General features: G+C 58.5%; 15 protein-coding genes. 9 read left to right on the forward strand and 6 right to left on the reverse strand.

All coding sequences use genetic code 11. The annotated features are described in order from the left end of the window. Positions 1-162: 162 nt before the first annotated feature. Positions 163-642, reverse strand: coding sequence for a JAB domain-containing protein (locus tag AB3X10_RS13030; RefSeq protein WP_369975482.1), 480 nt, complete (start codon positions 640-642; stop codon positions 163-165). 476 nt (positions 643-1,118) lie between these two features. Between AB3X10_RS13030 and AB3X10_RS13035 the strand changes: the two genes are divergently transcribed. Continuing rightward, entirely contained in the window at positions 1,119-1,502 is a 384-nt protein-coding gene (locus AB3X10_RS13035) for a hypothetical protein (RefSeq protein ID WP_369981815.1), read from the forward strand. A gap of 566 nt (positions 1,503-2,068) precedes the next feature. On the opposite strand, the gene AB3X10_RS13040 is transcribed toward AB3X10_RS13035, so the two are convergent. Further along, entirely contained in the window at positions 2,069-2,530 is a 462-nt protein-coding gene (locus tag AB3X10_RS13040; protein WP_369975483.1) for a hypothetical protein, read from the reverse strand. A gap of 438 nt (positions 2,531-2,968) precedes the next feature. Here AB3X10_RS13040 and AB3X10_RS13045 point away from each other — a divergent pair, with 438 nt between their 5' ends. Together AB3X10_RS13045 and AB3X10_RS13050 are read left to right on the forward strand one after the other, a co-directional pair. After that, positions 2,969-4,360, forward strand: coding sequence for a tyrosine-type recombinase/integrase (locus AB3X10_RS13045; protein WP_369975484.1), 1,392 nt, complete (start codon positions 2,969-2,971; stop codon positions 4,358-4,360). Positions 4,361-4,452: 92 nt separating this feature from the next. Continuing rightward, on the forward strand, positions 4,453-5,310 hold the full coding sequence (locus tag AB3X10_RS13050) for an integrase (protein WP_369975485.1): 858 nt from the start codon (positions 4,453-4,455) through the stop codon (positions 5,308-5,310). Here AB3X10_RS13050 and AB3X10_RS13055 read toward each other — a convergent pair. Together AB3X10_RS13055 and AB3X10_RS13060 are read right to left on the reverse strand one after the other, a co-directional pair. Beyond that, positions 5,237-5,566, reverse strand: coding sequence for a hypothetical protein (locus AB3X10_RS13055; RefSeq protein WP_369975487.1), 330 nt, complete (start codon positions 5,564-5,566; stop codon positions 5,237-5,239). The genes AB3X10_RS13050 and AB3X10_RS13055 overlap by 74 nt on opposite strands. A gap of 50 nt (positions 5,567-5,616) precedes the next feature. Beyond that, entirely contained in the window at positions 5,617-5,889 is a 273-nt protein-coding gene (locus tag AB3X10_RS13060) for an EexN family lipoprotein (RefSeq protein WP_369975489.1), read from the reverse strand. Between the two features lie 280 nt (positions 5,890-6,169). Here AB3X10_RS13060 and AB3X10_RS13065 point away from each other — a divergent pair, with 280 nt between their 5' ends. The 6 genes from AB3X10_RS13065 (at position 6,170) to AB3X10_RS13090 (ending at position 12,712) form a co-directional block, all read left to right on the forward strand. After that, positions 6,170-6,451: a hypothetical protein gene (locus AB3X10_RS13065; protein ID WP_155604425.1), complete on the forward strand. Its 282-nt coding sequence runs from the start codon at positions 6,170-6,172 to the stop codon at positions 6,449-6,451. Between the two features lie 406 nt (positions 6,452-6,857). Next, entirely contained in the window at positions 6,858-7,550 is a 693-nt protein-coding gene (locus AB3X10_RS13070) for a DUF6988 family protein (RefSeq protein ID WP_369975491.1), read from the forward strand. A 140-nt stretch (positions 7,551-7,690) separates the two neighbouring features. Continuing rightward, positions 7,691-7,822 (forward strand): hypothetical protein, encoded by a 132-nt coding sequence (locus tag AB3X10_RS13075; protein WP_369975493.1) that lies wholly within the window; start codon positions 7,691-7,693, stop codon positions 7,820-7,822. Beyond that, positions 7,819-9,384, forward strand: coding sequence for a hypothetical protein (locus tag AB3X10_RS13080; protein WP_369975494.1), 1,566 nt, complete (start codon positions 7,819-7,821; stop codon positions 9,382-9,384). Before AB3X10_RS13075 ends, AB3X10_RS13080 begins: the two co-directional genes overlap by 4 nt. A 192-nt stretch (positions 9,385-9,576) precedes the next feature. Next, entirely contained in the window at positions 9,577-11,304 is a 1,728-nt protein-coding gene (locus AB3X10_RS13085) for an ATP-dependent nuclease (RefSeq protein ID WP_369975495.1), read from the forward strand. Further along, a complete protein-coding gene (locus tag AB3X10_RS13090) occupies positions 11,294-12,712 on the forward strand; it encodes a UvrD-helicase domain-containing protein (RefSeq protein WP_369975496.1) in 1,419 nt (472 codons plus the stop codon). The genes AB3X10_RS13085 and AB3X10_RS13090 overlap by 11 nt, the downstream gene beginning before the upstream one ends. A gap of 229 nt (positions 12,713-12,941) precedes the next feature. Here AB3X10_RS13090 and AB3X10_RS13095 read toward each other — a convergent pair whose 3' ends face one another. Continuing rightward, a complete protein-coding gene (locus tag AB3X10_RS13095; RefSeq protein ID WP_369975497.1) occupies positions 12,942-13,178 on the reverse strand; it encodes a hypothetical protein in 237 nt (78 codons plus the stop codon). Next, the gene (locus AB3X10_RS13100) at positions 13,175-13,579 is read right to left on the reverse strand and encodes a helix-turn-helix domain-containing protein (protein WP_369975499.1); all 405 of its coding nucleotides are present in this window, start codon (positions 13,577-13,579) and stop codon (positions 13,175-13,177) included. Before AB3X10_RS13100 ends, AB3X10_RS13095 begins: the two co-directional genes overlap by 4 nt. Between the last annotated feature and the right edge of the window lie 47 nt (positions 13,580-13,626).

Here is a 13,626-nt window from a genome sequence, read left to right on the forward strand (position 1 = left end):
CGCGTATCGCGCAGAACCGTGGCCACAGCCCCCACACCAGGCTGTTTGTCATCCTCATCCTACTGAATAGGTTCCGCGCAAAACACCCTCATCTCCTGCTTCAGGTGGTGCTCCTGACTCTCGCAGTCTAGCCTCAGCAGACCGCGTAGGTGAAGGGGTGGGCTATGCCCACCCCCTGCTGGCCAGGCTGACGTGCTGCCGGCCGCCGATGACCAGGTGGTCAAGGACTCGGATGTCGAGAAGCGCCAGCGCCTGCTTCAGGTGCTCGGTGACTTGGCGGTCGGCTTGGCTGGGCTCCGGATTACCCGAAGGGTGGTTGTGGAAGAGGATGACGGCGACGGCGTTGAGCTCAAGAGCCCGCTGTGCGACGACTCGGTTGTGGACTTCGCAGGCGTCGGCGGTGCCGGTGAAGAGATGCTCGGTGGCCAAGATGTGATGCTTGGTGTCGAGGAAGACGACGCCGAAGACTTCGTGAGGCAGGTGGGCGCAGCGGGCGACCAGGTAGCTGCCTGCCTGCTCGGGGCTGTGGATGTGGCCCAGCCGTTGGAGGCGTTGCTCCAAGATGGTGGCTGCTGCGAGCAAGATGCCCTCCTCGTCCATCTGGAGTTGGTATTGGGCCTTCCGGTCTTGGGTGCGCTTCATCGGGTTCTTCTCCACCAGCGCGTTGTGCGCCTCGTGGGAACCGACAGGCGAAGCGTTAGGCTCGACCGCACCCGGGAGTGAGCACCGCTGGCGGCGCGCAGCGGAGGGCCGGAACAACGTGGAGGAGGCCTGCCCTTGCGGTCGGGACAGCGAAGCTAGGATTCCCTTCAAGAGGCCCAGCGCTGGTGGAGAGCAATGATGTGCGACTCCCATGCCGGCGATCGAAGAGCCAAGGGGACTTGAGTCCTGCGTGCGTGCAACGTTGTCCATGGTCCTGGCATGCTTTGCTGGCTGCTGGCTTGCTGCTGTCTTGAGCGTCCGCTCACTGAGAGTGCTCATGCCCACAGCATTCAAGTTCGGCAGTCCCTGGTGCGCGTCTCAGCCTTGGATTGCAGAGCTGTGGGACACTCAGGCCGTCTTCGGAGCCGCCCCCAGCCATGCGAATCGAACAACGAAAAGCTGTCCGGACCTTTTGGATGAGAGTGAAGCCACTTGCAGCGATGATGGCCATATCGCTTGCCGGGTGCGCGGCGGGTGGTCCGGTCGCGAGCCAGCCCATCGAAGGCCCCGTGCGGCTGGGAGAGATTGCCGCGGTCGATGGCCCCAGGGTGCGTCCCGACCGCGTCATGGAAGACAGCCGTTGCCCAGCTGACGTTCAATGCATCCAGGCCGGCCGACTGGTCGTCAGGGCGACCGTGCTCGGTGGCAGCTGGTCTAAGGAGGTGGACCTCTCGCTGGGAGTCCCAGTGCCAGTTGCCGATGGCACGTTGACGCTGGTGGACGCCACCCCCGTGCCCATCGTTGGAGTGACCGCCGCATCCGCCGCTCGCTTCAGCTTCAAGTTTCAGGGCGGCCGTTAGGCGATGCCCTTCCCTTCACCTAGAACAAGGTCATCCTACGACGCAGGCACTGGGGCCACTGCGTCAACGGGCTGGCTTCTTGAGCACGTGGCAACAAACCAAGGCGCTCCGTTCTCGGGAATCCACTGGAAGAACAGCCACCACGTTCTTGGTGGAGGCGTTGCTTGCGCTCGCTGGACATCGACCACCTGCTCGCCATAGGCGGCCGGAGAAATCGTTGTCCGCGTCTCGAATTCCTGGCCTGCGGCCAATGGGCCACGCATGGACTCCCCAACACGCCAACGGACCACCTCTTGCTCCGAGTAAGGCGCATCACCGTGCTGAGCGATCTTTCTTTGCACGGAGACCATGGTCGCCTGGACAGCCACGGCGGCCCTGGCTTTAGTGTCGTCCAAGCTTTCATACATCACGCAACTGCAGGCCATGGCTGCTGACGCTGGCAGCAAGAGAGCCCAGCCGAGCAGGGCCTGGCGGTTTGGAATCATCCTCATATCGGCTTCCTTCCCCTATGCGGGAATCATAGCCGGCGACGGAGATGGCGGGTCAGCTGCCTATGCCACTGGACTTCATAGGCCTGGAGCATCCTCATAGGAACCGCGGTTCCAGGACCGGTAGCGCCAGGGCACGACTTCTTCAAGGAAGGTGATTCGCGGACTCGGCAGGGAGCGCAGCGACGCGAGGCCGCCCTTCAGACGCTCTGCTTGTGCTTCCGGCACGAAAAGCCAGGGTCTGAGGGGCCACGCTGCCGGCACGCCACTGTCGCGCGCCAGGGCGACCTTCAGTCCTTCCCAATGCTCATCCCAAGACCGCAGCCGGCCTAAGAGCGACGATGCCCCGGCCGCATAGGTGATCTCACACAGGTAAGCCATCTGTTCCTTGAAGCTCACGGCCACCGCGTCGCAATACCAATGCGGGCCGCTGGTGTCCGGATTGGCTCCCTCGTTGAGCTGGATGCAGCACTGGCTGTTGACGAACAACGCACGGTCCGCTCTGAGGTAGTCGAGCACCACGCCTTCGAAGTGATCCACCGTCGCAACTCCCTTCCCTGTCATTGAATGACGGATAGCGTCATCGCAAGCCCAATAGAAAATACAATAAAACTAACTAAAAGTGCATCACGGCACAGCCAGTTAGCTTAAAAAATAAATCAAACTAACAAATATTATCTAACATTTAACTGGCATTCATTTTAAAACAGCCCTATTTTATTTTTTAGCTAACCAATTAATTTTAAACACTACAGTAAAGTCTCAACGAAGAGCCACCCTCGCCTGTCTGAAACCCTTGCCGCATATACGAGCAAGAGTAATTCATGAGGTTAAGTTGGGCCATCAGCCATGGCTTAATTTGACCCCGATCCGGCAATGCCTGAGGTGTTGATTAGCGGCGCAGAAAAACTCCGATTTTGGATTGACGAATTTTGAGGCCGACGTATCAAGCTTCCATCTACCGATGGAAGCACAGCAATGGCAAACGACCTCACCAATGAACTACAGAAATACAAGGACCACCCCTTCGGCGAATTGACGTTTGGCAGCGTCCGAGTCGGCCGCGTCACGTTCAACAACGTGCGCCTTCGAGGACGCGAGGCCCTCATCGGGCTGGAAGAGCTTCTCCAAGCCGCCTGTGAGAAAACGCAGCGTATCCGAGTCCGGAAGGACGGCACCCGATATCCAGAACCTCTGCCCATAGCCACGCCCGGCCGGCAGCTGTCGGAAGAGATCGCTGACTACCTGCGCGACATGACCCGCCGCAACCTGCGGCCGCGCACCATCGAGGCCACCGCCCGCACGCTGGGCCTTCTGCAACGCGTCTGCGGCGACATTCGGGTTTCTCGCATCGACCACCAGCACATCTACCGCCTGTGGGATCTCATCCGCTGGGCTCCCCCAGGCGCGGCTTCGGACGCAGAGCTCAAGTCCTTGTCCGCCGAAGACCTGATCGTGCGCGGCCAAGCCATCAAGGTCGAGCCACCGGCGCCCGCGACGCTGGAACTGCACCGCCGCTTCCTCGCCACGTTCTTCAGCACGCTGGTCAAAGCCAAGGCCATTCCCGTCTCACCGATGGAGCCCTTCCGCGAAATAAAGAAGGACTTGCTCCAGGACACCAGCAAGCCCGACCGCCTCTTCAGCGACGAGGAACTGCAGCGCATCTTCGACCCAAGCAACTTCATCCCCTGGGCCAAGAAATGGCCGCATCGTTGGTGGGGGCCGATCTTGGGGCTCTACACCGGTGCCCGAGTCGGCGAGGTTGCCCAGCTCAAAGTGGCGGACATCATCCAAGAACGCGGGATGTGGTGCATTTCCATCCGCAAGACGATCGACGAGGACTTGGCCGGCAAGGTTGGCACGCGGAGCCGCCAGAGCCTCAAGGGCGACTCCGCAGTGCGGGTCATTCCCCTGGCCCAACCGGTTCTGGATGCGGGCTTCCTCGACTTCCTGGAAGACATGAAGGCGTGCGGCCACCCCCGCCTATTTCCCAACCTGTCCGCCGGCGTGAACAAGAAGACGGGGGAGACGAACGCGCGCTACAGCCAGGGGCTACTCAACCAGTTCAGCAGCTACTTGAAGGATCTCGGCTTCCCGAAAGGAGTCGGCTTCCATGCATTCCGCCACACGATCGCCACCGAGCTCTACCACCGCGACGTGCCCCAGGAAGAGGTCGCCCTCATCACCGGACATTCGCTGAGCAAGAAGGTGCCGGTCCTGCAGGACTACTACCTACACAAGCGGCCGGACCGGATCCGGGTGAAGCAAGCCCGGGCATTGGAGCTGTATCGGCCGTCGGTTGAGCTGCCGAAGTATCAGGCGGGACAGTTCAAGGAACGGTTGCGGGACAAGCAAAAGTTCTATCCATGACTTTGCCTAGACCCAACGACCACCACAGCCGACTCAAGCGTCAGCGCCCCATGTCCCTCTCCAATTCCCACGACCCTTTCCGGAGTTCCACCATGAGCATCACCAGCACTCCTAGCACCGACCTGTCACCTAGCCCCAGCCAACGCCCACCTGGCAAAGCGGTAACCCGTTCGCCGAGCGATTTGGCTGTCTTATACTTCCGCCCTAAGACCCCTCATCCCCGCGGCCGCACGTTTACCGACCGCGAGATTGCAACGATCTTTGCCTCTTCAAGCTACGAGCGCTGGGCAACCGATCCGCTGCTTTTCTGGGCCCCCTTCCTCGGACTCTACATGGGACTTCGAGCGTCGGAGGTGCTGCGCCTTTCGATCGAGGACTTCGTGGAGCAACACGGAGTGACTTGCATCGTGGGTTGGGGGCGCGCCGCCAAGCGCACGCAAGACCTCAATGCCTACAGGCATCAGAGTCGACGGATCAGTTGCGCCTGGTCGATCCCCGTGCCACAAGTCTTGCTAGACGCTGGCTTTCTGGACTACGTTGCATCCATCCGTGAAAAGCAAGAACAGCAGCTGTTTCCTGCTATCCAGCAAGAACCAGCACGTGACACCGCGGCGTCGCTCAGAAGCAAGTTCATGCGATACGTGCGCTCACGCGGGATTAAAAAGGGCGCGTTTCCAGCCCTGCGCCAAACGTTTGAGCAACGCATCAAGAAAGCTGAGATCTGCTGGACTCATCGCAAGGTGCTCACCCGAGAGTCAAACCACTGTTCCCCAATGGTGAAGCATTACTATCACCCACTCTATCGGATGGGTCACTTCAAAAAATCTCTGGATAAAGCTATCCCGGTGCCGTGCGCCTGCCTTGTCGCACTCCCAATCAATCGTCTTCTTCAACAGCGTGATTGCCGAACCACTCCGCATAGGGAGTGTTGCGGACCAAGTGTCGATTGAAGTCTTTGGAGCCGTCGGTCCACCAAACCCGGCCTCGTTCGCCAAGCCCAACTTTGGCGGCATTCACCGCTTGGCGCGCCTTGGCGAGATCTCCCGATGCGCAGGCCGCCTTCGCTGCCTTAACGGCCCGTCGCGCATCCATCAACTCGTGGACCAGGCGATCGCGTTCCTGGGCACTCAAGGCTGGGTTGGCGGTGCGCCAGAGGCGTCCACGGACAATGAGGTAGCGGCCATCAGGGGTCGTCAGGGAATCCATGTTCCTACTGTAATTTTGTAGGCGTGGTGCTTAGACGCAACGCCCAACCGTCATGGCTTCTTAAGATCCTCAGCGGTTAGTGGCTTGAGGTCCAAGTGCCCACGGCGAGCCAAGGCCTTTTTGGCATCCGCCCTTTCTGCGTTGACGCAATCCGGTGTCTCTCGAAGCTCGCCCGGGTTGTCGCGACAACGAGCCAGAACGGCCTTCCTTTCTTCGCCGTGCTCAGAGTAGTAGCTCACCGTCTTTGGCGTAGCAGCGTGTGCTTGGCTGCTCAGGGCGAGGCCGCATGTCAGCAGGGCTGCTAGCCATCCGTGGATGTTCATCACTGTCGCTCCCTAATTGTTAGGAATGGCCAACGTATCGCGACGCATTGCCGAGTGCAACGGCCTAGGGATACGAAGTTTCCATACAACCTGAGGCCTTCCCCTCTTTGATCACGAGTTGCTCAATTTCGTCATCGATCAGAGGATCCAATTTGGCAAAAACGCCGCGCGCACGACCGGCTAGGCGAGTGCTGCCATTGGCCTTATGGCCGCTGGGGGCAATTGACAAACCCCGGGTGGATGGTAGTAAAGCGAATCAAAAGCGACTCCGAGCCCTGCCATGAAGATTGAAGATTTTTGGAACAACGCCTACTTGGCCTGCCTATCACGCCTTCCGCCTGAGGAAGCAGAAAAGCAGGCCACCGAAGCGACCAATCGTTGCATTGAGTTCTGGCAGGCGAACATGGAGCGGCGCGGTCTTCAGACAAGCGCTCCCCTATGGAAGGACCAAGATGTCACGTGGGTTCCGCTATCGGGCGATAGATACCGTGAAATCCTAAAACGGCATTCGACGACTGAGCAGCAAGACCAAGAACGCCATTTCCCTTCAAGCGGTATCTAAGCCTACTGTGGCGCCGGTGTGCTCTCGAAAACCAGAGCTTGAGAAAAGGCTTCGTCTCTCCCCACGTATTGACCAAGAAGCGTGACGGGCTGCGTGTCCTCAAAAACCGCCCATGGCTTAGAAGGTGAAGTCGGACAAATAGAGCCATCAGGAAGATAGCGCGTCCGATCCACTACAAAGATTTTCCGCTTGGGAGACTGCTTTTTACCGGCCGCATTGCTGGTTGGCTTCACTGCATAACCTCTTTTGGTTGACTGTCGCCCATACTTTAAACGCTACGACTGCGATTGAGGTCTGCCAGCACAGGGCCGAAGCCTGGCACCTGCAGGACCTTGCTCCGCGAAACGTCCGCTGCGATCTTGGCGGCTGGGTTATTCTCCCTCCAGCGCTCTGGGAGGATGCTGCCATGCCTCAAGAACAAATTCTACAACGCGCAGAGGAAGTGCTAGCCCTTCAGCTTCGCGTGGCGGAGATTGCAAAGCAGGTCCCCATGCCACCTGAGCACGCACCGGATCGGCACCACATCGGATACCAGGAATTTGGGCTTTCTTTCCAGCACGCCCTTTCTATCGTCACCTTGACCTCAAAGCCGGACTTAAATCTGATCCCGAGCGCCTTCGCTCTCGTGCGCCCCATGTATGAAACCCTGCAACGCGGGTGGTGGTTTGCCCTGTGTGCGACCGACCAGCAAGCCTCGCAGCTTGTTGAAAATGACAAGTTCCAAGGGGGCAAGCTGACCGATGTTGCCGCCGTCATCGACGCTCGACCGCCGTTTGTGGGCACCGAATTCTTCTCTCGATTCTCACAGGACGAGTGGAACCTCTATCACTCTTTTACCCATGGAGGCCGCGCCGCTCTGGCTATGTATGGGCACCGCCAGACCTTGGAAGCCGACTTCGATCCGAGCGTTGTCCTGACCATGCTGGACAACGCAGCGCGCATGTCAGCCATGGCCGCTTTTGGGATGTGCCACGTATGCGGTGCCTACGCACCAGATGAGGTTCGCCCACTCTGTCAGGAGCTGGTCACCATGGGACCTGAGCTGGGTTCCAGAATCCCACCTGAGGGCCAAACCGAGGTCCAAGTGTCCGGCGAGTAGGCGGAGGGCCACATAGAACCGCCCCCCGGATCAGATGCGTTCGGCAAAGCCCTCTTAAACGACAACACGCCAACCTACGCGGCTTGAAGGCGGGTCCAGGAACAGCGAGGATAGGATCGCCTTCTCATGGATAACCTGTCATGCCAAGCATGATCGACCCAAGCATCGGTATGCACTCGTTCCAACAGGCCTTGCCGAAGCTCCCAGCCAAGGCTGCCGAGCAATATCATTTTGGTAAAATCCGGCAGGGAAATGTTGCAGGAACCTCATGAACTTTCCACGGACACAAAAAACGGGGCGGCGTGCAGAGCTAGCCGCTGAAGACTTGTTTACTTCTTGGGACTGGAATGTCGGCCAAGATCATATCGACATCGGTTACGACCTCTGCATCACCCCTGACTATGCCACCTATCAAGGAGTGCGATTTCTAGTTCAGGTGAAAGGAACCATTGTCTCCAGCGCACAACTAAAAGCACTCGTTGCAAAAAATAGACTCCGCCAATATGCGGCAGATATCCTTCCTGTTTTTATCTTACGCGTCGCCCCCAACAGGACAATCTATTGGGTTCACGCGCAAGCTTGGGCACTTACTCATCAAGATGTTCTTCTGGGCAGCGGAAAGGGAACAGTTACATTCAACTCAGCGCAGACATTGGCTGACAGAGAAGGCTTCGAGCGATACCTGCAAGCAGTAGTTACGCCATTGCTTAAGACGAAGGATCCTCTTTCCATAGAGCGAGGCGACCGGCCGTTCAACCTAGATCCAAGGAAAATTGATCACCCAGCACAGAAATCATCTCCAATCCAGCAAGCAAAGCAAGGCACAGAAATAGAAGAGCCAGAGCCCGCCGCTCATCTTTCTTTCCGGCCCATCAGAAATCCGGAGAACATCGAGCGCTTAAGGGAGGCCTATGAATATGGCCTTCCCCGCTCCTTCGACGTGAGCGATTTCAACATCAAACCACCAGAAAATCTTTCAACCCTCATCCAACCATTGTCACTTTCTGGAGGGAAGATGACCATGAGGCAGAATCCATCCAAGCAAGGGTTAATTTTCATCTGCCCAGGATCCGAGTATTCAGTTTTGGCCCAAGAGTTGGTATTGCCAGTGCATCTCTTCTCCGGACTTAAAGGATATGGCATTACAAATGAGCTTAACCCTTCCGTTGTCGATGTGCTCCTTCGTTTGACTCCCGAAGGAGGCATGCTAAAGACCAACTTCAACATTGGAATCAAGTTAGCCTCTACCAAAGGTAAACCGTTGCGCTTATTTAATGAGCTTGCACCACTTGCCAGCTGGGCCGAGCAAGTCGCAGACGAAGACTCCTTGCACCTTGCATTGGAACTCGATGGTCGACGAGTAGAGTTTAAACCTGCCGTAAAATCCGTTGAGCGACTTTTGCCAGTGCTACAGCGAATCAGAAGTCTAAGTCGGCTTCACATGATCGCCAGGACGCTAAAATCAGAATTTCATATATTGGAAGAAGACATCTTCACACCAGAAGACTTCCAAGACATCGACCTGGTATTTGAGCTACTAAGAGGAGAGCAGAAATCCGTCAATCTTGGTCCAATGGAAGTATCTCCAATCAACGAAGAAGCTCGCGGATGGAGGGAAGCATCGGGAGAATTCTTTTGCGAAACACAGTGGGCTCTTGAAGTGGCCGGGAAAGTTATTGGAGACATCCCAGTCGAGATAAGAATGCCTGGCTATGTAATGGAAACTATTCCGGGTTCAGAAAAAGTCCGCATTGTCAAAGGCGAATCTGGCCAAGCCTGGTTGAGCTATGCCAAGCATGGAGAAACAAGGGCTCGAATCAAACGAAACCATTAAACTGCGCAGGCGCGCCACAGATGCTTAGCAGGTGCACTGGGTTTGCCAAGCAAGGGAGCGAAATTTCAACCCTGAAGTAGATGGCCTCCAGAGATGTATAGAGCTAGCATGCCCTCAGGGGCGAGTTCAGAGGTCAGCATCAATCTACGCCCTACACGGATTGTTGATCACACCTCACACCAAGGAGCTGGTATGCCTCGCATTCGCCACATCGCCATCCGCAACTTCCGCTCCATCCAATCGCTGGACTGGGCTCCTTCTCCTGGCATCAACTGCTTGATTGGCCCCGGGGACAGCGGCAAGTCCACGGTCCTGGACGCCATCGATCTCTGCTTGGGGGCGCGGCGCTCGATGACCTTCGGCGACGCAGATTTCCACGGCCTCAACGTTGCCGTGCCCCTCTCCATACAGATCACGTTAGGCGAACTGCCGCCCTCGCTCATGGACATCGACCTCTACGGTGATTTCCTTCGCGGGTTCGATCCAGCAACGGGCAAGATTGACGACGAACCAAAGGCCGGCTGGGAAACCGTCCTAACGCTCCAGCTATTGGTCAACGCCGACCTTGAGCCCACTTGGACCCTATTCTCCGACCGCGCCACCCGGGATGGCATCGAGCGAAGCTTGCCTTGGAAGGAGCGAGCCGCCATCGCTCCGGCACGAATCGGGCAATTTGCGGCCTCCAACCTGTCGTGGAGCCGGGGATCGGTCCTGAACCGATTGACGGAAGAGAAGGCCGAGTTGGGGGCGCAGTTGGCCGCTGCTGGGCGTGAAGCTCGCACGAATTTTGGCACCCAAGCCACCCCGCACCTGGCCAAAACGCTGGGTGTCGTGCAGATCACCGCCCAAAGTCTGGGCGTGTCAGTCGGGGCAGCCCCCCAAGCCTTGCTGGACGCCCACGCCGTTTCCATCAGCGAGGGCGCCATCGCTCTCCATGACGAACAGGGCGTCCCCCTGCGCTCCCTGGGCACCGGGTCTTCACGCTTGCTGGTGGCTGGCCTGCAGCGCGCGGCCGCGACAGCCGCCCCCATCGCTTTGGTCGACGAGGTCGAATATGGCTTGGAGCCCCACCGTCTCATGCGGCTACTGGACTCGCTGGGAGCGAAGGACACCATCCCTCCAGTCCAAGCGTTCCTAACAACCCACTCCCCAGTTGCCCTGCGGGAGTTGTCGGGTCACCAACTCTTCGTTGTTCGCCGCTATTCCGAGCTTCACAGGGTCTGGTTAGCCGGAGCATCGGATGAGGTCCAAAGCACCCTGCGGACGGATCCGGAGGCATTCCTGGCCAAGTCGGTCATCGTTTGCGAAGGCGCCAGCGAAGTGGGCTTTGTCCGCGGCTTGGATCAGTGGGCCGTGGCGACTGGCGGGACATCGTTCCTCGCCTTGGGGGGATCCTACGTCAATGCTGGAGGTGGCTCCCCTGACAATGCCTTTGCCCGTGCAACGGCCTTGATGGGTCTGGGCTACCGGGTCTTGGTCTTCATCGACGCAGACAAGGACGCCAAGCCGGGAGTGGCAGAGGACTACACCTCAAATCTCGGAGATTTCGTCACCTGGCGACCAGGGCTTGCCTTGGAAGACGAGCTGTTCCGCCATCTGCCCGACACGTCCATTGATGCGCTCCTGAACAAGGCTAAAGAGTTGGTCGGAGAAGAACTGATGAATCAGCACATCCAGACCAGGTCCAACGGCCGATTGACGCTGGCTGCCATTGAGGCGCAAAGACCGGCAACAAACTACTCAACTGAAACGCGAGAGTTCCTGGGAGCAGCCTCACGAATTCGCGGAAGCGGATGGTTCAAATCGCTAACAGCCTACCAAGACATTGTCGTGAATATCGTTTCTCATGGCTACGCAGATGCAGAAGCTGGGTTCAAATCGGTGATCGATCAGTTATGGAGGTTCATGCGTGCTCCCTGAGATCGACCTCCTGGCCATCCAGCGCGGCTCCATCACCGCTCCTGCCGGATGCGGCAAGACGGAGCTGATCACCGCTTCCTTGGCGGGGAAGCCTGAAGGCAAGCCGGTCCTGATCCTGACCCACACCAATGCAGGAGTGGCCGCCCTACGCGCCCGCCTGAAGAAAGCGAACATCCCTAGCGCGGCCTACCGGCTGTCAACGATCGACGGGTTCGCCATGCGGCTCATCGGTAAGTTCCCTGCGCGCAGCGGCCACCCAGCAAACCTGCTTGAACTGAACAATGCTGCATCGGACTACCCGGCCATCCGGCAAGCCGCTCTCGCGCTCCTGACCGCTGGCCACCTGCTCCAGGCAGTCACCGCCACCTACGACCGGTTGTGGGTAGATGAGTATCAGGACTGCAACACCGTCCAACACGCCTTGGTCCGCGCCCTAGCGTCGATGTTGCCCACGTGTGTATTGGGCGACCCCATGCAAGCCATCTTCGGATTTGGCAACAATCGCCTGGTGGATTGGCGCGCAGATGTGCAGCCATTCTTCGTGCCTTCCGGAGCACTCGGAATCCCTTGGCGCTGGCGCAATGCCGGCACGGAGCCGCTGGGACGGTGGTTGTTGGGCGCACGCACGGCCTTGGAGGCAGGCGGCACCATTGATCTCCGCACGGCCCCGCCAGAGCTGACATGGATCCAGCTCACCGCCGGCAACGAGGCTGTTCAGCGGATGATGGCAGCAAGGACCAACGCGCCGGGAACCCAAGGGACCGCGCTCATCATCGGTGACTCAATGAACGTGCGAGGGCGCCATCAACTCACCAGCCAGGCGCCCGGAGCCATGGCAGTGGAAGCGGTCGACCTACGGGATTTGGTCGCGTTTGCGCGACGCTTCAACCCCCAAAGTGCGACTGCGCTGCAGGAGCTCGCCGAGTTCTCTGCCCAGATGATGACTGGCGTTGGTGCGCCCAACCTGCTTGCGCGAGTAGCTATCCTGCAAAGCGGCCGGGCCAGGAATCCGCCCACCATTCCTGAGGCCTCGGCACTTTCCTTTGAAACCGACCGCACGCTGGAGCGCGCCCTGCAGCTCATCAACGTTCTGGCCAACCATCCTGACACTCGGGTCTACCGGCCGGAGATCCTTCACTGCTGCCGATCGGCCATGGAATCTGCGATTCGGGGAGAAAGGGAGTTCCCGGCTGCTGCACTGCATGCCCGAGAACGCAACCGTCACCTTCGCTCTCCGATGGCCAAGCGGGCTGTCGGAAGCACGCTGCTGCTGAAGGGATTGGAGGCAGATGTTGCCGTCATCTTGGAGCCGGAGACCATGAGCGCTCAGAACCTCTATGTCGCGCTGACGCGAGGAGCCAAAGCCGTCGTGGTGTGCTCATCCAGTCCAGTGCTTCCCCTTAGGTAAGCGAACACGACTGCTCTACGATTTCGGTCGATAGCGATAGGGGCGAGCTGTCTTAGACGATACCCAGATGGATCGTTGAAAAGCGTGGCATCCGCGCTAGATTTCGCGCGGGAGGAAGCCATCTTGAACCTTGACAGTGTCCCGATGTCGATAACGCAACACTGGATTGGATTACAAGCTAAAGCCGGCGGCTGCCAGCACCTCGGTCAAGGAGATTTGCCACCAGACCTCAATCTTCGAATAGAGCTGAAAGAACAAGAGCAATCCCCGTGCAAAACGCCCCAAGAGCGGCCCAGTAGTTCATGTCCGCGGAGAGCAGCAGAAGATCTTGAACGGACTTTTGATCGCTCATCGCGGACGCCATCAGCTGCCGCTGCATCCTAGCCGACAAGAACCAAAAGAAGCCGGACATCAATGATCCCATTGACGCAGCCGCAATGAGGAAACGCCAAACGAGCTTTTTCATCGTTGCGCGCCTTGCTTCTCCGTCAATTCCTTAAGACGCTGCAACGCCTCCTTTTGCTTCGCCAGTGGCAAGCGCGACACCAGCAAAATGATGTCTGCCAGAACATCCGAGGTGGCATGGAAGTAGGCCACAGGCAGGTTCAATGCCTTCGCCAAGGCTTGCGCCGTGGCTGGATCCGGATCGTGCTGCCCCGTCTCGTAACGGCTCATGCGCGTCGCCCCAGAGACGTTGTCGACCATCCCAATGCGCTCGGCCAACTCGGCCTGCGTCCAGCCCATGGCCATCCGCGCACTCCGCAGGCGCATGCCATAGACCGTGGCCGGTGTCTTGGGTTTGGGCATCGAGAAGATTGCACGAAAGCTGAATTCCCTCAGTGTGCCGCTTGGATGCGGGCTTCTCATCTGCGATTATCGTAAATGCCGCCAGGCCGGCGGTCTACAGGGGCTTT

The sequence above is a fragment of the Xanthomonas sp. DAR 80977 genome, assembly GCF_041240605.1.
Lineage (GTDB): Bacteria > Pseudomonadota > Gammaproteobacteria > Xanthomonadales > Xanthomonadaceae > Xanthomonas_A > Xanthomonas_A bundabergensis.

Excerpts from the sequence above, each read along its gene's own strand:
- AB3X10_RS13050 (WP_369975485.1), top strand. The coding sequence starts at position 4,453 with ATGAGCATCACCAGCACTCCTAGCACCGACCTGTCACCTAGCCCCAGC.
- AB3X10_RS13095 (WP_369975497.1), bottom strand. The coding sequence starts at position 13,178 with ATGAAAAAGCTCGTTTGGCGTTTCCTCATTGCGGCTGCGTCAATGGGA.
- AB3X10_RS13085 (WP_369975495.1), top strand. The coding sequence starts at position 9,577 with ATGCCTCGCATTCGCCACATCGCCATCCGCAACTTCCGCTCCATCCAA.
- AB3X10_RS13060 (WP_369975489.1), bottom strand. The coding sequence starts at position 5,889 with ATGAACATCCACGGATGGCTAGCAGCCCTGCTGACATGCGGCCTCGCC.
- AB3X10_RS13075 (WP_369975493.1), top strand. The coding sequence starts at position 7,691 with ATGCCAAGCATGATCGACCCAAGCATCGGTATGCACTCGTTCCAACAG.
- AB3X10_RS13055 (WP_369975487.1), bottom strand. The coding sequence starts at position 5,566 with ATGGATTCCCTGACGACCCCTGATGGCCGCTACCTCATTGTCCGTGGA.
- AB3X10_RS13065 (WP_155604425.1), top strand. The coding sequence starts at position 6,170 with ATGAAGATTGAAGATTTTTGGAACAACGCCTACTTGGCCTGCCTATCA.
- AB3X10_RS13070 (WP_369975491.1), top strand. The coding sequence starts at position 6,858 with ATGCCTCAAGAACAAATTCTACAACGCGCAGAGGAAGTGCTAGCCCTT.
- AB3X10_RS13080 (WP_369975494.1), top strand. The coding sequence starts at position 7,819 with ATGAACTTTCCACGGACACAAAAAACGGGGCGGCGTGCAGAGCTAGCC.
- AB3X10_RS13045 (WP_369975484.1), top strand. The coding sequence starts at position 2,969 with ATGGCAAACGACCTCACCAATGAACTACAGAAATACAAGGACCACCCC.
- AB3X10_RS13030 (WP_369975482.1), bottom strand. The coding sequence starts at position 642 with ATGAAGCGCACCCAAGACCGGAAGGCCCAATACCAACTCCAGATGGAC.
- AB3X10_RS13100 (WP_369975499.1), bottom strand. The coding sequence starts at position 13,579 with ATGAGAAGCCCGCATCCAAGCGGCACACTGAGGGAATTCAGCTTTCGT.
- AB3X10_RS13035 (WP_369981815.1), top strand. The coding sequence starts at position 1,119 with ATGAGAGTGAAGCCACTTGCAGCGATGATGGCCATATCGCTTGCCGGG.